Source organism: Ruegeria sp. YTSA072 (assembly GCF_059610285.1).
In genome coordinates this window covers 1-15329 of sequence record NZ_JBXWNI010000019.1, presented here as the reverse complement: position 1 = coordinate 15329, position 15329 = coordinate 1, and the positions used below count along the sequence as shown (strand labels likewise).

Genomic DNA, 15329 nt, shown 5'->3' with positions numbered 1-15329 from the left:
ATTCTCTCCCTTACCAGCTCGATTTCACCATGCCGGGGATCTGACCAGCAGAACCCAGCTCGCGCAGCGCGATACGGCTGACCTTCAGCTTACGGTAGTAAGCGTGGGGACGACCGGTCAGCTGACAGCGGTTGTGCAGACGAGTAGCCGAGCTGTTGCGCGGCAGTTTCGCCAGTTTCAGACGCGCTTTGAAGCGCTCTTCCATCGGCTTGCTCTCGTCATTCGCGATTTCTTTCAGCTCGGCACGCTTTGCGGCATATTTGGCCACCAGGCGTTCGCGCTTCTTCTCGCGTTCGATCATTGCTTTTTTAGCCATGTCTCAATCCTCCCGGCGCTTACGCGTTGAACGGCATGTTGAAAGCTTTCAACAGTGCCTTTGCTTCAGCGTCGGTTTTCGCTGTGGTGGCAATTACGATGTCCATGCCCCAGACTTCGTCAACTTTGTCGAAGTCGATTTCCGGGAACACGATGTGCTCTTTCATGCCCATGGCAAAATTGCCCTGACCATCGAAAGACGGCTTCACGCCGCGGAAGTCACGAATACGTGGCATCGCGATGGTGATCAGACGATCCAGGAATTCGTACATCCGGTCACCGCGCAGGGTCACTTTCGCACCCAGCGGCATGTCTTCACGGACGCGGAAGCCAGCGATCGACTTCTTCGCCTTGGTGGAAACAGCCTGTTGACCAGCAATCGCAGTCAGATCCTCGACAGCAGCTTTCGCTTTCTTCGAGTCTTTAACCGCTTCGGCACCACAACCGATGTTCAGAACGATTTTGTCCAGCTTGGGCAGCTGCATGTCGTTCTTGTAGCCGAACTCTTCTTTCAGAGCGGCACGGATGGTTTCAGCGTACTGAGCTTTCAGACGCGGGGTATAGTTTGCGGTATCAAGCATCGATCACGTCCCCCGTGGTCTTGGCGAAGCGCACTTTCTTGTCACCTTCCATGCGGAAGCCAACGCGAGTTGCTTTGCCGTTCTTGTCCAGCAGAGCCAGGTTCGACAACTCGATCGGGTTTGCCTGAGGCAGACGACCACCCTGAGAGTTCTGGGTCTGGCGAGTGGCACGGATGGCGATGTTGATACCGTCAACAACAGCTTTTCCGGCAGATGGGTTAACCGAGGTGATAGTTCCCTCTTTACCCTTGTCCTTGCCGGCCAGCACGACGACCTTGTCGCCTTTGCGGAGTTTAGCAGCCATGATTACAGCACCTCCGGAGCGAGCGAGATGATTTTCATGAAGTTCTTGCCACGCAGTTCACGAACAACCGGGCCAAAGATACGCGTACCTACGGGCTCGTTGTTGTTGTTCAGGATGACGGCGGCGTTGCGATCAAAACGGATCGCGGTGCCGTCTTCGCGACGGACTTCTTTGGCGGTGCGTACGACGACGGCCTTACGGACGTCACCTTTCTTTACGCGGCCGCGCGGGATGGCTTCCTTCACCGAGACGACAATGATGTCGCCGACGGAGGCGTATTTACGCTTGGAACCACCCAGGACCTTGATGCACTGAACTCGGCGTGCGCCGGAGTTGTCAGCGACATCCAGATTGGTCTGCATCTGGATCATGTGGTTTCTCCCGACCTGTGGGGGCTGGTCTGGTTAGATCCCCCAGGGTTTCGACAAATGGAAAAATCCTGAAAGCTTACGCTTCCAGAACTTCCCAACGTTTCGTCTTCGATTTCGGCGCGCATTCGATGATGCGAACAGAGTCACCGACCTTGAAGGCGTTCTTTTCATCGTGAGCCCGGTATTTCTTGGACTTACGGATGGTTTTCTTCAGAACCGGATGCGTAAAGCGGCGCTCGACGGATACGGTTACGGTTTGTGCGTTGGCATCGCTGGTTACGGTGCCGGACAGGATACGCTTGGGCATAGGATTACTCCTCCGATGCCGCAGCAGCGGCCTTTTCGTTCAGAATGGTTTTGACGCGGGCAGCGTTGCGGCGGGCCGCTTTGATGCCGGCGGTGCTTTCCAGCTGACCGGTTGCCTGTTGAAAGCGCAGGTTAAAGCTTTCTTTCTTCAGGTTGGCCAGTTCCTCGCGGAGCTGGTCCGGGGTCTTGTCACGCAGTTCTTGGGCGTTCATCGCCTTTTTCCTTTGCTCAAAACACCAGAAGGCCCCTTACAGGGTCACCTTTGACCTGGTGGATGAATGATAGACATACGAATCCCCCGACTCGGCCGGGGGAACGCAAGATGCCGCTCTATAGGGGGTTCAGCAGTGGGTGGCAAGGGAAAGTTTGGCGCATAGGAATGCAAGCAAACAAACCAAGTAAAAACTATATCTGTTTGCAGGCTTCCAAAGCTTGAAGCAGGACATAAAACGTTGCGCTGATCGTCACCGCAGAAACAACCATTTCAACCGGGGTGATATTTCGCATTCCGCGTAATCCTATGATCGCCAGAATGCTCTCCCTCACGTTCCAACCCGTTCGGTATAGTATCAGCAGAAACAGCACCGAAACGCCCCCCAAAATACTGGAGTAGCAGTTTCCATGGCCTGCCTGAGGCACGGGTTTATACCACTTGTTGTCCAAGCTAACACCGATCACTTCCTTCGCGGCGATCTTCATCAGTTCGTCGCAGTGCAGTCAATGCAATTTCGGCACTACCTTCTACAAACGCAAAACGCGGCCTCGTTTGCACGAGACCGCGTCTTCAACTGTCTAAGTCTGAGTGACTTACGCCAGAGCGATGTTCACAGCCGACTCGCGACCGTCACGGCCGGGCTCGATGTCGAATGTTACTTTCTGGTCGTCAGCCAGGCCGGTCAGACCCGAGCGCTCAACAGCAGAGATGTGTACAAACACGTCTTTGCCACCGGTCTCCGGTGCGATGAAGCCAAAACCTTTAGTTGTGTTGAACCATTTTACGGTGCCATTGGCCATATCCGTAGTCTCCTATTAAATTGCTGTCCGCGGAATTGCGACAGCGCGGCGTTGTAGGTCTGGATCGAGAGACTGAACGCCGAAGATTCGGGAGACAGTGGTCGAAAAAGAAAAACGTAAGCGTGCCTCACATGGTTCATGACGACACATATTGCAAGGTTTTTCGACAACTCGAAGTGAAAAGTGATTGGCGGGGGCGCCGCCCATTCGTCCCGCAATCGCTGCATTAGTAAAATTGCTGTGTCGTGACCCGCGGCTCACTCCCACTTGTAGTTAAAGCTGACACTGATCCGCTCATCCTCGGCCATATTCATCGGCACCTCATGTCGCAGCCAGCTTTCCCACAGCAGGAGATCCCCCACCTGCGGCTTCATATAGATGAACGGCTGCAAATCCCGCCGCCCGCCCTTTAGCCGCGTCGGTGCCGCCATCATGCGGGCCGAGCGGGGGTCCTCCAGTTTCAGCGCGCTCGCCCCTTCGGGCATCGCCACATAGGTCGTGCCGGAAATCACGCTGTGCGGGTGCAGGTGGCTGGAGTGCATTCCGCCTTCAGGGAGAATGTTGATCCACAGGTCTTCAAGCTTCAGTTCGCCCTCGCCCAGATCGAACTCCAGATCCTTGGCAAAGGCTGAAACGTGCAGATCCAACGCCTTGACCAGATCGGCAAAGATCGGGAACCGCCAGGGCAGATCGGTCAGCGAGGCATAGCTGGTGTAGCCGGGATAGCCGTTTTCTTCGCACCATTCCTGCCCGGCCTCATCATCCTCGGCGATAACAAGACAGGAGTTTTCCATTTCCTCGGGATCGATCTTGGGATCGAATTCGGAAAGGGCTGCGCGATAAAGACGGGTAACGAAGAGTGATTCAATCTGTGCCATGGGTCGGGCATAGCCCAAGCCCTGACCCAAGACCAGCCCCGGCCAGCCTTCAGTTTTTGACCGGTCCCGAACCGCAGCGCGGGATCGGGCGTCCGCCATCTGCGTAGGCCAGACACATGACGATCTCGTCCGGTTTCGGCGCATCCGGTATATTCAAAGTCATGGTATCGAAATGGTCAAAGGACCACGGGTTGTCCTTGTGCCCAAGCGGCAGATCGATTGAACATCCCGTTGCCCCGAGCTTGGCATTAGACGGAATGACAGCTTCACCCCCACCCGCTGTAGCACGCATAGGAGCGCCAAGTTTCGGGTGGATCAGTGCGCCGCCTTGTTCGAGATCGCCATTCGCGCCAACAATCGCTGCTTTACCATACGAAATCGGAGAACCGTCGAGTTGAGAAACAGCCTCGGCCGCGAGGTCAGCGCCGAGCGCACCACCTATTTCAAACAGCTCGGACAAGTCTTCCGAAAATTTACCGGCGAGTGGGTTCTGTATGACTGCCAAAGCTGCAACCCGGCAGACCGGAGCACATTGTTGCCCCAATTGATCGGTGGTTATGACCTCTTTGATGAATACCTTCTTGCGCAGCTGAAACATATGACCCTCCCATTCACAATTGTCAGCCTATGGGGGCCATGGACAATCGTCGACTTCTTTCACGAAACGATGGGATGGATCACAATAGGCTGACGAAAAAGAAAACCCCCGCCGGTGTCCCGACGGGGGTTAATCTTGTTACGAAGGGCTTTCGCCCAATCGCTTACCAGTCTTCGCGGATCACGACGCGGGTCTTGATCGGCAGCTTCATCGCGGCAAGGCGCAGGGCCTCACGGGCGATGTCGTCATTGACGCCGTCGATCTCGAACATCACGCGGCCAGGCTTGACTTTGCATGCCCAGCGGTCGACCGAACCTTTACCTTTACCCATACGAACTTCGATCGGCTTTGCAGTGACCGGAGTGTCGGGGAAGATGCGGATCCAGACACGGCCCTGACGCTTCATGTGACGCGTCATGGCACGACGTGCAGCTTCGATCTGGCGTGCAGTTACACGCTCAGGCTCAAGAGCTTTCAGACCATAGGTGCCAAAGTTCAGATCAGAGCCGCCCTTGGCTTCACCCTTGATCCGGCCTTTGTGCATCTTGCGGAATTTAGTACGCTTTGGTTGAAGCATATCTTTCCCTCCTTAGCGACGACCGCCACCAGCACCACGAGGTGCAGGGCCGTCCTGGAGTTCCTGTGCTTTACGGTCACGTGCCTGCGGATCGTGCTCCATGATCTCACCTTTGAAGATCCAGACCTTGATCCCGATGATCCCGTAGGGGGTCATCGCTTCGGCTTGTGCGTAATCGATGTCGGCGCGCAGTGTGTGCAGAGGCACACGGCCTTCGCGGTACCACTCGGTCCGTGCGATTTCGGCGCCGCCCAGACGGCCAGCGACGTTCACCCGGATACCCAAAGAGCCCATGCGCATGGCGTTCTGAACAGACCGTTTCATCGCGCGACGGAACGAAACCCGGCGCTCCAGCTGCTGAGCGATAGACTCGGCAACCAGCTGCGCGTCAAGCTCGGGCTTGCGCACTTCGACGATGTTCAGGTGCAGTTCGCTGTCAGTCATGTGAGCAAGCTTTTTGCGCAGCACTTCAATGTCTGCACCTTTCTTGCCGATGATGACACCGGGACGCGCGGTGTGGATCGTAACGCGGCACTTCTTGTGCGGACGTTCGATGATCACACGGGCAATACCGGCCTGCTTGCACTCTTTGTTGATGAACTCACGGATCTTGAGGTCTTCCAGCAGAAGATCACCGTAGTCCTTGGTGTCGGCGTACCAGCGGCTGTCCCAGGTGCGGTTCACCTGCAGGCGCATGCCGATCGGATTTACTTTATGACCCATTAGGCTTGCTCCTCAACTTGACGCACCTTGATGGTGATCTCCGAGAACGGCTTCATAATCTTGCCGAACCGACCGCGGGCACGCGGGCGACCGCGCTTCATGACCAGGTTCTTGCCAACCCATGCTTCGGCGACGATTAGCTCGTCAACGTCCAGGTTGTGGTTGTTCTCGGCGTTGGCGATTGCGGACTGCAGGCACTTCTTGACGTCCTGCGCGACACGCTTGTTCGAGAAAGTCAGGTCGGTCAGAGCCTTCTCAACTTTCTTGCCGCGGATCATTTGCGCAACCAGGTTCAGTTTCTGCGGGCTAGTGCGAAGCATGCGTGTTTTCGCCATTGCTTCGTTTTCAGCCACGCGGCGGGGGTTCTTTTCCTTGCCCATGACTTACTTCCGCTTCGCTTTTTTGTCAGCGGCGTGACCGTAATAGGTACGAGTCGGAGAGTATTCACCGAACTTCTGACCGATCATGTCTTCCGAGACGTTGACGGGGATATGCTTATGGCCGTTGTACACACCAAAGGTCAGACCCACGAATTGGGGCAGAATGGTGGAACGACGCGACCAAATCTTGATGACTTCGTTGCGGCCCGACTCGCGCGCTGCTTCGGCTTTTTTAAGCACATAAGCATCGACGAAAGGACCCTTCCAAACAGAGCGAGACATAGATTAACGTCCCTTCTTCTTGGCGTGCCGCGAGCGGATGATCAGCTTCTGGGACGCTTTGTTCTTGTTGCGGGTACGCTTACCCTTGGTGTCCTTACCCCATGGAGTAACCGGTGTACGGCCACCCGAGGTACGACCTTCACCACCACCGTGCGGGTGATCGATCGGGTTCATTGCAACACCACGAACCGACGGACGCACGCCTTTGTGGCGCATACGACCGGCTTTACCGAGGTTTTGGTTGCTGTTGTCGGGGTTGGACACGGCACCGACGGTGGCCATGCATTCCTGACGGACCATGCGCAGCTCGCCCGAGCTCAGACGGATCTGAGCGTAGCCGCCATCGCGACCAACGAACTGAGCGTAAGTACCAGCCGCACGTGCGATCTGACCGCCTTTACCAGGCTTCATCTCGATGTTGTGGACGATGGTACCGATGGGCATGCCCGAGAACGGCATTGCGTTGCCCGGCTTGATGTCAGCCTTGGCGGATGCCACGACTTTGTCACCAACAGCCAGACGCTGCGGAGCTAGGATATATGCCTGCTCGCCGTCTTCGTATTTTACCAGTGCGATGAATGCGGTCCGGTTCGGGTCATATTCGATCCGTTCGACGGTTGCCGCGACATCAAATTTATTCCGTTTGAAGTCAACGATCCGGTAGAGACGCTTTGCGCCACCGCCGCGGCGGCGTGAAGTGATCCGTCCGGTGTTGTTCCGGCCGCCCGATTTGGTCAAACCCTCAGTGAGAGACTTGACCGGACGTCCTTTCCAAAGCTCCGAACGGTCGATCAGCACCAGCCCGCGCTGGCCCGGCGTCGTCGGCTTGTACGACTTGAGTGCCATGCTTTCTGTCTTCCGTTTAGCAAGTGCAGGGATTTCCCCGCTATGTGATAGGCCCCCGTAGGTGCCAAAGGTATAGGGCCCCGAAGGTCCCCGGTTTCAAATATCATAGGCCCCGGAACGAATCCGAGGCCGCAAGATTGGGTGCATTTAGCAGTGTTGGGGATGGGTGTCTACAGAAATCAAAAACATTATGTATGTGTCTCACTCCCCCTTTATTCCCTGATCGAAAGAGCGCCTTTAGAACCTCTTGTTGGTTCTTACACCAATTAGCGTTTTTTAGTGAGAAATTCATGCCTCAGGAGTGTTTCGCTTGCTGAATCGTACGAGCTTTGGGGCGTGTACACAGACCGGCGCGCGCTTACAAATACAAGAAACAACCTGACCCGCATTTCTAGATCGGCACCCTCAAATCCAATAGCCTCAAAAACCCCCTTCACAAACTCATATCGCCTGCGATCGACTTCTTTCAGGGCTTCGGCCACAACGGGGTCCTGAGCCGCCCAGGATCGGAAAGCGATATCAAATTGATCAAGTCCTTCAGACTCGACATATTGCGTTAACGACAACAGGCGCTCTGACGGTGAAGCCTCGGACGTATTGACATCGTTGATGACCGACTCCGTAAACTCCTTGGACCAGTAGTCGATCAGCGCCCGAACAAACTCATCACGGTTTTTGAAGTGGTGATAAAAACTGCCCTTCGTCACGCCAAGGTTTTTGACGAGAGAGTCGATTCGCAGCCGCGCACCTCCCTCAGTTGCAAGGACATTAAGGGCTGTTTCTAACCATCTTTCGCGGTCATATCGAGGAAGAGGCGGTGATTTTTGAGTGTCGCGCATGCCTTGTTTTTAAGCCAAAATTGCGTTCCGTCAAGACATACATACCAAAAAGTACTTTACAGACTATTAGGTATGTAGCATACCAAAAGGTACCCAATATACATATTCGAATGGATAGGGTTTTCAGACCTCAAGGGGGATGTACGATGCCTAAGAAACTTTTATCAGCAACGCTCGCGACAGCTTGCGTCATTGCAGCAACTGCAACTGCGCAAACCTGGGAAGAAAATCTTGCGGCCGGTGCTGCAACAACAGAGCAGAACCATCTCAATGTGCCGTTCACGCAAATGAAGAATATGAAGACGGCCTTCAGTTCGCCCGGAAACTGGCCAATATTTGAGAACCGAGGGCCACTAGATCGCTCGCCTACCGACAAGCCGTCCAAAGTTCTGGTCATGGGAAGCGGCGACCCGAATCCCAACCCCTATCGTTATGGCCCGGCTCTGGCGGTAATAGTAAACGACTATCCCTATTTCATTGACGCTGGAGAAGGCTGGTGGCGCGCGCTGGGTAAATCGGTTCAGTCTCAGGACGCAATGGATTTGGCAACGATCATGAACGTCCCGAACATCAAATACATGTTCCTGACCCACCTGCACGAAGATCATACCGTTGGATTGCCGTCTTTCATTTTGAATCCGTTCAAATTCGGGTCGAACCTGGCCGTCGTCGACAAGAAAGTTTACGGCCCCGCCGGTGTCGACGAGATGATGGCCAGCATCAACGACGCATGGCGCATTGACCGCAACGAAATGGCACAAGGATCGACAGTGCAGAAATTTGACGGCGCAACCGCAGTTGGGGTGCCGGTCTGGCCACATGTTGACGTCAACGGACGTAAGATTTTTGAAGATGACAATGTTCTGGTCGAAGCCTTCCCGACAGCGCACGGGTTTTTAGAGAATACCCACGCCTACAGGTTTACGACCAAACCCGACGGCCGTGTTCTCGTCTTTGGCGGCGACGGGCACTACTCGGAAGGCCTGGTGAATGCAGCCAAAGATGCAGACTTGCTATTTATCGAGGGCATTACCCGCAAGAATATCAAGTACGCACCTTGGGGCGGTGACTCCGAGGAAGAAAAAGTGAAGGTCATCGGCGCCTACCACATGTTCCCCAGCGACATGAAGAAGTTACAAGATGACAGCGGCGTCAAAGGAATCGTCATGGTTCATGTTCAGAACTACAACAGCCCTGAAGACTTTGACCGGCTCAGCGTTCTGCAAGAGATGATCGACGAAGGCGTGGTCAACATCCTGCAGGCTTCGGACGGCGACCTCTACTAAACACGATCAGCGTGCCAAAAACAGCTTGGTACCAATCCTCACAAAGTAAGGCCCCTGCTAGCGTTGGGGCCTTTGTCGCTCCCAAAACGAATTCGACCTGAGACCGCTGGACACGTCGATGTGTGCTCCCCTCTTCGAGGGGCACATATCTATTTGAAGTCTTTCCGCTTGCCCAACCGGCCTCGCACAATCACTTCTTGTCGCGCGCGGCCTTCTCTTCCTTGGTCAACTTGGCGTTCCAGACATTCTTGCTCAAACCCAGCTCTGCAGGCGCGGGTTTGGTCTTGCCGACGCTGACTTTGCCTCCTTTATCCAGGAACTCCTGAATAAGGGCCTCATCTGTTGTTTCTTTGGGGACATGTTTCATAGGTGTATGCCTATCTGCTCTGTGCACTCGAAGCAACGGCAGCTTAGCGGAGCAAATCTGACAGAACAGGTTCAGAACAGACATTCAAATAACAAAAAACCACCGCTTGCGTGGGGGCTTTCATCTTTTCCCAAGGGCAGTTCCGATCAGGGGCCGGTGGGCACGTCGGTAGTGTTACCCTTTTCACGGGTCACATGTGATTTCTTGACGTCTTTCCGGGCGTGCTCCACCCGACGGAACACCCCTCACCCATACAGCGCACGCGCCTCAGCGAAGGACAACAAACGGCGGTTATTTTCGTCCCACAGGTGCAACCGCGCGTTCGCGAGGCTCTCACGGATGGTCATCTTGTTGCTGTTGGCCAGCTCATCATGATCGCGCAGCACTTCGGTCAGGCGATAGAACGGAATGCGGCTGTACAGGTGGTGCACGTGGTGGATGCCGATATTGGCGCTGAACCACTGCAGCACAGATGGCAGGATGTAATGCGAACTGCCGTGCAAGGCAGCCTCATGCAGTTGCCAGTCCTTATCAGCATCCCAGTGCGTGTCTTCGAACTGGTGCTGTACGTAAAACAGCCACACGCCCGCAGTCGCGGCAATCAGGGTCGAAGGCAGAAAGATCAGCAGCACCGGCATCAGGCCGCCAAAATAGTATACGGCCACGAGCGCAGCCAGAATGGCAAGGTTGGTGCCCATCGCGCTGATCCAGAACCTGACGCTGCCCGTCAAACCCAGCGGGAGGCGATTCTGGAACAGAAACAGATAGCCGGGACCAAGGACAAACAGCGTAATGGGGTTGCGATAAACACGATACCAGAACCGGTTCATGGGCGTCTTTGACCGGTACTCGGCGACTGTCAAAGTGTGAATATCGCCCATTCCCCGCTTGTCCAAATTGCCCGAACTGTTGTGATGGTTAGAATGCGTGCGGCGCCAGACGTCATACGGCGTCAAGGTCAAAACACCGATGACCCGCCCAACCCAGTCGCTGACCGACCGGTTCTTGAAGAACGCTCCGTGCCCACAATCATGCTGGATCGCGAACAAGCGCAGCAGGAAGGCCGCGTTGAGAACGGCAATCGCAAAAGCCAACCAATAGCTGACCGAAAGCGACATCCAGGACAGCGCCCATAGCACGAAGAAAGGGATAATACTGACACCCAGCTCAAAGGAGCTGCGCCACTGGTTCGGCTCGCGGTATTTGGCAAGTGTCGTAACCCAATCCCGCGCGGCGGTCACATCCGGTTTGTCCGGGGTCGAGAGATAGGGTTTTGTCATGCGCCTGCCATGTCACTTATGTTTATAGAAACCGCATAGACTACCGATCCGGCATAGCAAGCGAATTCTGGTTGAGGCGAATGTGTCGCGCTCATTTTCTCTGGTGTTGTTGCTCAAGAAAACCTCCGCTTTCGCGGCGACCCTCACGCTTATCCGTAGGCGGATCCGATCAGAGATAGGTGCTCACATCGATAGTGTAACCCTCTGCCTAGATCAAAAAGTGCTTTTTTGTCCCTTTTCCGGCGACCCAACTGGCCATGGAACCGCCTGACCTTAAACCTCGCTCTGAAACACGTATCGCGAAACATGGCGATAGGTTTGACCCTTGCGCAATACCGCACTTGGAAACCCTTGCTGGTTGATTGAATCGGGCCAGACCTGTGGTTCCAAAGCGACGCCAGAATAGGGGCCGTAGGGTCGGCCGCCCAAGCCAATGCGTGGACCTTCATCCAAAGACGAACCAGAATAGACCTGCAAACCCGGCTCGGTCGTCTCAAGCTGCATCGAAAGACCTGAGGACGATCCGGTCAGCGTCGCCACAGGACGACAAGGCAGACGCTGATCGGACAGGCAGAAATTGTGGTCATATACCCAACCGCCCAAAGGTCGCGGTGACCGCAGGTCAAAGGGCGTGCCCTCAACGCTAAGCGCTTCACCTATGGGAATGAGGTCCCCGTCAACAGGGGTGTAGCGTTCAGCGCGCACCATTAGTTCGTGTTTGCGGATGTCTGCGCCACCGTCGAGGTTGAAGTAGATATGCGGGGTCAGATTGCAGAGGCTTGCCGACGTTGTCTGCGCTTCCATTTCGATACTCAATGTAGCCTCTGCCTCGACTCGGAAGGTCACTGTCGTTGCCAAGTCGCCGCCAAAGCCCATATGGCCATCTGGCAGCGTCAGCAGTAAAGTAGCCGCGCTCGGTGTAACGCTGGAAATTTCCCAGACCAGACAATCCATACCCTGCGTTCCGCCGTGCAACGTATGAATGCCCAAAAAATTGCGATCCAGCTGGTAGCCTGCGCCATCCAGACTGTATGACGCACGCGCGATCCGATTGGCACAACGGCCCACCATGGCTCCTAGGTAAGCCGTGCTGTCTTCATAGCCTGCAATCTCTGGCCACCCCAATATCAGAGGATGCTCAAAATCCTGCAAACGCAGATCCTGCAGCGTTGCGCCATAAGTCAGGATACGCGCAGAAAGCGCCCCCTGCCCGATTTCGATGCTTCTGACGATTTGACCATCCCGGGTTTTCCCGAAATCGCGAACCTGCTGTTCAGCCTGCATATCACCCGTCTCACTGCCTAGAGGTCACTGTGCACAGGTCCGGGCCAAGTTCAACGCGGCCAGATGAGCTGCGCCAACAAAAAAAGAGCCCCTGCATCAACAGGGGCCCTTTGTTCTTTTCCCAAAGACGGGTCCGATCAGAGACCGGTGCTTACGTCGATGGTGTTACCCTCTTCCAGGGTCACATATGCTTTTTTGACGTCTTTCCGCTTGCCCAACTGGCCGCGGAACCGCTTGACCTTGCCTTTGGTGATGGTGGTGTTGACCGCCTTCACCTTGACACCAAACAGCGATTCAACCGCTTCTTTGATCTGCGGTTTGTTGCTGTCGATCGCCACTTCAAAGACAATCGCGCCGTTCTCAGACGCCATGGTCGACTTTTCAGTGATGATCGGCTTGCGGATCACGTCGTAGTGTTCTGCCTTCGCGCTCATTTCAGACGAGCCTCCAGTGCTTCGACAGCCGCTTTGGTGAGCACCAGAGTGTCACGCTTGAGGATGTCATAAACGTTTGCACCCATCGACGGCAGGATATCCAGACCTTCGATGTTGCGCGACGCCTTCAGGAAACCTTCGTTCACGGTCGCCCCGTCGATGACCAGAGCGCGTTTCCAGCCCAGGTTTGCAACCTGTTTGGCCAGTGCAGCGGTCTTGCCTTCGGCTTCGGCGTTTTCGATCACAACCAGTTCACCAGCTGCCATTTTGGCAGACAGCGCGTGGCGCAGACCGAGTTTACGGAACTTCTTCGGCAGGTCATGACCATGCGAACGCACGACCGGACCTTTGTAAACGCCACCACCCCGGAAGATCGGTGCCGAGCGAGCGCCGTGGCGTGCGCCACCGGTGCCTTTTTGGCGATAGATTTTCTTAGTCGAGTAGGACACTTCCGAACGGGTCTTGACCTTGTGGGTGCCAGCCTGCGCGTTGTTGCGCTGCCAACGGACCACACGGTGCAGGATGTCCGCGCGCGGCTCAAGGCCGAACAGATCGGCGTCCAGCTCGATGTTGCCGGCTTTGCCGCCGTCCAGTTTGATTACATCAAGTTTCATGCTTCACCACCTTCCGCGGGAGCTTCTTCCGCAGGTGCTTCAGTTGCAGCACCTTTTACGGCTGCCGGGAAAGGCAGGCCTTCCGGTGCTTTCTTCTTGACGGCGTCCTTGACGGTAACCCAGCCCGATTTCGGTCCGGGAACGGCGCCTTTGATGAAGACCAGACCACGGTCGGCGTCGGTTTTGACGACTTCCAGGTTCTGGGTGGTTACGCGGGCAGCACCCATGTGACCGGCCATCTTCTTGCCTTTGAAAACCTTGCCCGGATCCTGACACTGGCCAGTCGAACCGTGCGAACGGTGGCTGATCGAAACACCGTGCGAGGCGCGAAGACCACCGAAGTTGTGGCGCTTCATTGCACCGGCAAAGCCTTTACCGATCGAGGTACCCGAAACGTCAACCTTCTGACCTTCCAGGAAGTGTTCTGCCGAAATCTCGGCGCCCACTTCGATCAGGCCATCTTCAGAGACGCGGAACTCGGCCAGCTTACGCTTGGGCTCGACCTTTGCAGCGGCATAGTGACCGCGCATGGCCTTCGAGGTGCGTTTTGCCTTGGCAGCACCAGCGCCCAGCTGAACGGCGGTGTAGCCGTCTTTGTCAGCGGTACGCTGTGCAACAACCTGCAGGCCGTCCAGGTGAAGAACGGTCACAGGGATCTGCTTGCCGTCTTCCATGAACAGGCGAGTCATGCCTACTTTTTTTGCGATAATACCAGAGCGCATAATCTATACCCTCCGATCTTACGACTGCAGCTTGATCTCGACGTCCACACCAGCGGCGAGGTCGAGCTTCATCAGCGCGTCAACGGTCTGGGGGGTCGGATCAACGATGTCGAGCAGACGCTTGTGCGTGCGGATCTCGAACTGGTCGCGGGATTTCTTGTCAACGTGAGGGCCACGGAGAACCGTGAACTTTTCGATCTTGTTCGGCAGCGGGATCGGGCCGCGCACGTTCGCGCCGGTCCGCTTGGCAGTATTGACGATCTCTTGCGTGCTGGCATCCAGAACGCGATAGTCAAATGCCTTCAGCCGAATACGGATGTTTTGGCTTTGCATAATAACAGCCTTTTATCAGGCGTTGAGGTTGAGAGGAGGACAAGCGCGCATCGCCAACCCTCATCGAACCCAAAAGGCGGGAATCACCCCGCCTTGATGTTCTTATAGAGAACTCGCGCGATCTACAGGGGTTGGTGGGGTTTGGCAAGGGGGATTTCAATTGACCTCGAGAAGTAACAATTTAGAAGCTTGAGAGATATCAATACAACCCACCACGAGAACCGTCCCCACCAGCCATCCTACTCAGAAACTCTTCAAGGATTTGGAGTTCTATGTTGGGGTTGCGACTGGTTTCTAGAACTTGCTGAATCGCCGTTCCACTTGGGCCCTGCGCGTCAAATATGAACGCTTCAGCACCTGGGGCCTGTAGAATTGTAAGTTGTTCCGGTTCTTGGTTCGGAAGTATCGTTGCACTTGGTCCGCGTAGTGGCGGAGGTGGAGAAGCCGGGTCGCGAAGCGCAAATACAAAGGTCTTTCTTCGATTGAATCTTTCCGGTTCCCCAAATGTAGAGTTGTCCCACGTAATGGTAAGTCTATTTCCGAGTTTCAACCTCGACGAAACATCTCCTTTTATGGTTTTTTTACCCGAATCACGAACCTTGCGTAGTCTGGCAGTGGACCTCCATCTCCGACTTCTACGATCTCGTATTTAATGACGCTCCCTACAATCACAGCGTCAGCTTGAAAGACATCGCTCAATTCCATTGGCACAGCAACGATACAAGCACTTCCTGATGCAGCAAAAATCCATGCAAAAACTGCACTTAGCCTGAATAGCATTCGACATTCCAATCCACCAAAGGTTGACTTCACTTTTAACAGCGTGCTTAGAACTCTTCCAAAAGAAAAAGGCCGCCCCGGTTAGGGGCGGCCTTCTTTAGGTCGACGATGTGCCGGGCTGAAGCCCGGCCCACCGACTTACTCGACGATTTTCGACACGACGCCGGCGCCGACGGTGCGGCCGCCTTCGCGGATGGCGAAACGCAGGCCGTTTT

The 15329-nt window shown here is 55.3% G+C and carries 25 protein-coding genes; 1 reads left to right on the top strand and 24 read right to left on the bottom strand.

Annotation, left to right across the window (positions count from 1 at the left end; translation table 11 throughout):
- Positions 1-10: 10 nt before the first annotated feature.
- The 16 genes from rpsN to AC2FIB_RS20620 form a co-directional block, all read right to left on the bottom strand.
- Entirely contained in the window at positions 11-316 is a 306-nt protein-coding gene (rpsN, locus tag AC2FIB_RS20695; RefSeq protein ID WP_010437098.1) for a 30S ribosomal protein S14, read from the bottom strand.
- Positions 317-335: 19 nt separating this feature from the next.
- On the bottom strand, positions 336-896 hold the full coding sequence (gene rplE, locus AC2FIB_RS20690) for a 50S ribosomal protein L5 (RefSeq protein WP_472724504.1): 561 nt from the start codon (positions 894-896) through the stop codon (positions 336-338).
- Positions 889-1200 carry a 50S ribosomal protein L24 gene (rplX, locus tag AC2FIB_RS20685; RefSeq protein WP_058272372.1) on the bottom strand — a complete coding sequence of 104 codons (312 nt, stop codon included), beginning with the start codon at positions 1198-1200 and terminating at the stop codon, positions 889-891. Before rplX ends, rplE begins: the two co-directional genes overlap by 8 nt.
- A gap of 2 nt (positions 1201-1202) precedes the next feature.
- Complete coding sequence (gene rplN, locus AC2FIB_RS20680; RefSeq protein ID WP_008757934.1) at positions 1203-1571, bottom strand: 50S ribosomal protein L14; 369 nt, start codon at positions 1569-1571, stop codon at positions 1203-1205.
- A gap of 76 nt (positions 1572-1647) precedes the next feature.
- A complete protein-coding gene (rpsQ, locus tag AC2FIB_RS20675; protein ID WP_058272371.1) occupies positions 1648-1878 on the bottom strand; it encodes a 30S ribosomal protein S17 in 231 nt (76 codons plus the stop codon).
- Between the two features lie 4 nt (positions 1879-1882).
- Positions 1883-2089, bottom strand: coding sequence for a 50S ribosomal protein L29 (gene rpmC, locus AC2FIB_RS20670; protein ID WP_037311745.1), 207 nt, complete (start codon positions 2087-2089; stop codon positions 1883-1885).
- A 193-nt stretch (positions 2090-2282) separates the two neighbouring features.
- Positions 2283-2576 carry a hypothetical protein gene (locus tag AC2FIB_RS20665; protein WP_496842676.1) on the bottom strand — a complete coding sequence of 98 codons (294 nt, stop codon included), beginning with the start codon at positions 2574-2576 and terminating at the stop codon, positions 2283-2285.
- A 108-nt stretch (positions 2577-2684) separates the two neighbouring features.
- A complete protein-coding gene (locus AC2FIB_RS20660) occupies positions 2685-2891 on the bottom strand; it encodes a cold-shock protein (RefSeq protein ID WP_010437077.1) in 207 nt (68 codons plus the stop codon).
- Between the two features lie 257 nt (positions 2892-3148).
- Positions 3149-3769, bottom strand: coding sequence for a 2OG-Fe(II) oxygenase family protein (locus tag AC2FIB_RS20655; RefSeq protein WP_496842682.1), 621 nt, complete (start codon positions 3767-3769; stop codon positions 3149-3151).
- A gap of 49 nt (positions 3770-3818) precedes the next feature.
- On the bottom strand, positions 3819-4367 hold the full coding sequence (locus AC2FIB_RS20650; protein ID WP_496842675.1) for an amino acid synthesis family protein: 549 nt from the start codon (positions 4365-4367) through the stop codon (positions 3819-3821).
- 163 nt (positions 4368-4530) lie between these two features.
- On the bottom strand, positions 4531-4944 hold the full coding sequence (gene rplP / locus AC2FIB_RS20645) for a 50S ribosomal protein L16 (protein WP_058272368.1): 414 nt from the start codon (positions 4942-4944) through the stop codon (positions 4531-4533).
- A 12-nt stretch (positions 4945-4956) separates the two neighbouring features.
- Positions 4957-5667, bottom strand: coding sequence for a 30S ribosomal protein S3 (gene rpsC / locus AC2FIB_RS20640; protein WP_058272367.1), 711 nt, complete (start codon positions 5665-5667; stop codon positions 4957-4959).
- Complete coding sequence (gene rplV / locus AC2FIB_RS20635) at positions 5667-6047, bottom strand: 50S ribosomal protein L22 (RefSeq protein WP_039538267.1); 381 nt, start codon at positions 6045-6047, stop codon at positions 5667-5669. The genes rpsC and rplV overlap by 1 nt, the downstream gene beginning before the upstream one ends.
- Before the next feature lie 3 nt (positions 6048-6050).
- Complete coding sequence (rpsS, locus tag AC2FIB_RS20630) at positions 6051-6329, bottom strand: 30S ribosomal protein S19 (RefSeq protein ID WP_010437056.1); 279 nt, start codon at positions 6327-6329, stop codon at positions 6051-6053.
- Positions 6330-6332: 3 nt separating this feature from the next.
- The gene (rplB, locus tag AC2FIB_RS20625; protein WP_008757664.1) at positions 6333-7175 is read right to left on the bottom strand and encodes a 50S ribosomal protein L2; all 843 of its coding nucleotides are present in this window, start codon (positions 7173-7175) and stop codon (positions 6333-6335) included.
- 266 nt (positions 7176-7441) lie between these two features.
- On the bottom strand, positions 7442-8014 hold the full coding sequence (locus AC2FIB_RS20620) for a TetR/AcrR family transcriptional regulator (protein ID WP_496737488.1): 573 nt from the start codon (positions 8012-8014) through the stop codon (positions 7442-7444).
- A gap of 146 nt (positions 8015-8160) precedes the next feature.
- On the opposite strand from AC2FIB_RS20620, the gene AC2FIB_RS20615 reads away from it, so the two are divergent.
- On the top strand, positions 8161-9300 hold the full coding sequence (locus AC2FIB_RS20615; RefSeq protein WP_282153869.1) for an MBL fold metallo-hydrolase: 1140 nt from the start codon (positions 8161-8163) through the stop codon (positions 9298-9300).
- 190 nt (positions 9301-9490) lie between these two features.
- Here the strand turns inward: AC2FIB_RS20615 and AC2FIB_RS20610 are convergent, their stop codons facing one another.
- From AC2FIB_RS20610 to AC2FIB_RS20575, 8 genes are all read right to left on the bottom strand, one after another.
- Positions 9491-9667 carry a hypothetical protein gene (locus AC2FIB_RS20610; protein ID WP_050605905.1) on the bottom strand — a complete coding sequence of 59 codons (177 nt, stop codon included), beginning with the start codon at positions 9665-9667 and terminating at the stop codon, positions 9491-9493.
- A 245-nt stretch (positions 9668-9912) separates the two neighbouring features.
- Entirely contained in the window at positions 9913-10947 is a 1035-nt protein-coding gene (locus AC2FIB_RS20605) for a fatty acid desaturase (protein WP_058276169.1), read from the bottom strand.
- A gap of 273 nt (positions 10948-11220) precedes the next feature.
- Entirely contained in the window at positions 11221-12231 is a 1011-nt protein-coding gene (locus AC2FIB_RS20600; protein ID WP_496737486.1) for an aldose epimerase family protein, read from the bottom strand.
- Between the two features lie 137 nt (positions 12232-12368).
- Positions 12369-12665 (bottom strand): 50S ribosomal protein L23, encoded by a 297-nt coding sequence (locus AC2FIB_RS20595; RefSeq protein ID WP_058272362.1) that lies wholly within the window; start codon positions 12663-12665, stop codon positions 12369-12371.
- On the bottom strand, positions 12662-13279 hold the full coding sequence (gene rplD / locus AC2FIB_RS20590; RefSeq protein ID WP_050605826.1) for a 50S ribosomal protein L4: 618 nt from the start codon (positions 13277-13279) through the stop codon (positions 12662-12664). Before rplD ends, AC2FIB_RS20595 begins: the two co-directional genes overlap by 4 nt.
- On the bottom strand, positions 13276-14001 hold the full coding sequence (gene rplC, locus AC2FIB_RS20585; RefSeq protein ID WP_058272361.1) for a 50S ribosomal protein L3: 726 nt from the start codon (positions 13999-14001) through the stop codon (positions 13276-13278). The genes rplD and rplC overlap by 4 nt, the downstream gene beginning before the upstream one ends.
- 18 nt (positions 14002-14019) lie before the next feature.
- Positions 14020-14334, bottom strand: coding sequence for a 30S ribosomal protein S10 (gene rpsJ / locus AC2FIB_RS20580; protein ID WP_008756422.1), 315 nt, complete (start codon positions 14332-14334; stop codon positions 14020-14022).
- Between the two features lie 918 nt (positions 14335-15252).
- The coding region (locus tag AC2FIB_RS20575) for an EF-Tu C-terminal domain-related protein (RefSeq protein WP_211198660.1) at positions 15253-15329 on the bottom strand (77 nt) is incomplete at its 5' end.

What these genes read in the sequence shown, in the direction of transcription:
- AC2FIB_RS20655 (WP_496842682.1), bottom strand. Translation starts at nt 3,769, where the DNA reads ATGGCACAGATTGAATCACTCTTCGTTACCCGTCTTTATCGCGCAGCC.
- AC2FIB_RS20665 (WP_496842676.1), bottom strand. Translation starts at nt 2,576, where the DNA reads ATGAAGATCGCCGCGAAGGAAGTGATCGGTGTTAGCTTGGACAACAAG.
- rpmC (WP_037311745.1), bottom strand. Translation starts at nt 2,089, where the DNA reads ATGAACGCCCAAGAACTGCGTGACAAGACCCCGGACCAGCTCCGCGAG.
- AC2FIB_RS20600 (WP_496737486.1), bottom strand. Translation starts at nt 12,231, where the DNA reads ATGCAGGCTGAACAGCAGGTTCGCGATTTCGGGAAAACCCGGGATGGT.
- rplV (WP_039538267.1), bottom strand. Translation starts at nt 6,047, where the DNA reads ATGGGCAAGGAAAAGAACCCCCGCCGCGTGGCTGAAAACGAAGCAATG.
- rpsN (WP_010437098.1), bottom strand. Translation starts at nt 316, where the DNA reads ATGGCTAAAAAAGCAATGATCGAACGCGAGAAGAAGCGCGAACGCCTG.
- AC2FIB_RS20650 (WP_496842675.1), bottom strand. Translation starts at nt 4,367, where the DNA reads ATGTTTCAGCTGCGCAAGAAGGTATTCATCAAAGAGGTCATAACCACC.
- rplB (WP_008757664.1), bottom strand. Translation starts at nt 7,175, where the DNA reads ATGGCACTCAAGTCGTACAAGCCGACGACGCCGGGCCAGCGCGGGCTG.
- AC2FIB_RS20610 (WP_050605905.1), bottom strand. Translation starts at nt 9,667, where the DNA reads ATGAAACATGTCCCCAAAGAAACAACAGATGAGGCCCTTATTCAGGAG.
- rplX (WP_058272372.1), bottom strand. Translation starts at nt 1,200, where the DNA reads ATGGCTGCTAAACTCCGCAAAGGCGACAAGGTCGTCGTGCTGGCCGGC.
- rplN (WP_008757934.1), bottom strand. Translation starts at nt 1,571, where the DNA reads ATGATCCAGATGCAGACCAATCTGGATGTCGCTGACAACTCCGGCGCA.
- rpsS (WP_010437056.1), bottom strand. Translation starts at nt 6,329, where the DNA reads ATGTCTCGCTCTGTTTGGAAGGGTCCTTTCGTCGATGCTTATGTGCTT.
- AC2FIB_RS20605 (WP_058276169.1), bottom strand. Translation starts at nt 10,947, where the DNA reads ATGACAAAACCCTATCTCTCGACCCCGGACAAACCGGATGTGACCGCC.
- rplP (WP_058272368.1), bottom strand. Translation starts at nt 4,944, where the DNA reads ATGCTTCAACCAAAGCGTACTAAATTCCGCAAGATGCACAAAGGCCGG.
- rplD (WP_050605826.1), bottom strand. Translation starts at nt 13,279, where the DNA reads ATGAAACTTGATGTAATCAAACTGGACGGCGGCAAAGCCGGCAACATC.
- AC2FIB_RS20620 (WP_496737488.1), bottom strand. Translation starts at nt 8,014, where the DNA reads ATGCGCGACACTCAAAAATCACCGCCTCTTCCTCGATATGACCGCGAA.
- rpsJ (WP_008756422.1), bottom strand. Translation starts at nt 14,334, where the DNA reads ATGCAAAGCCAAAACATCCGTATTCGGCTGAAGGCATTTGACTATCGC.
- rpsQ (WP_058272371.1), bottom strand. Translation starts at nt 1,878, where the DNA reads ATGCCCAAGCGTATCCTGTCCGGCACCGTAACCAGCGATGCCAACGCA.
- rplE (WP_472724504.1), bottom strand. Translation starts at nt 896, where the DNA reads ATGCTTGATACCGCAAACTATACCCCGCGTCTGAAAGCTCAGTACGCT.
- rplC (WP_058272361.1), bottom strand. Translation starts at nt 14,001, where the DNA reads ATGCGCTCTGGTATTATCGCAAAAAAAGTAGGCATGACTCGCCTGTTC.
- AC2FIB_RS20660 (WP_010437077.1), bottom strand. Translation starts at nt 2,891, where the DNA reads ATGGCCAATGGCACCGTAAAATGGTTCAACACAACTAAAGGTTTTGGC.
- rpsC (WP_058272367.1), bottom strand. Translation starts at nt 5,667, where the DNA reads ATGGGTCATAAAGTAAATCCGATCGGCATGCGCCTGCAGGTGAACCGC.
- AC2FIB_RS20615 (WP_282153869.1), top strand. Translation starts at nt 8,161, where the DNA reads ATGCCTAAGAAACTTTTATCAGCAACGCTCGCGACAGCTTGCGTCATT.
- AC2FIB_RS20595 (WP_058272362.1), bottom strand. Translation starts at nt 12,665, where the DNA reads ATGAGCGCGAAGGCAGAACACTACGACGTGATCCGCAAGCCGATCATC.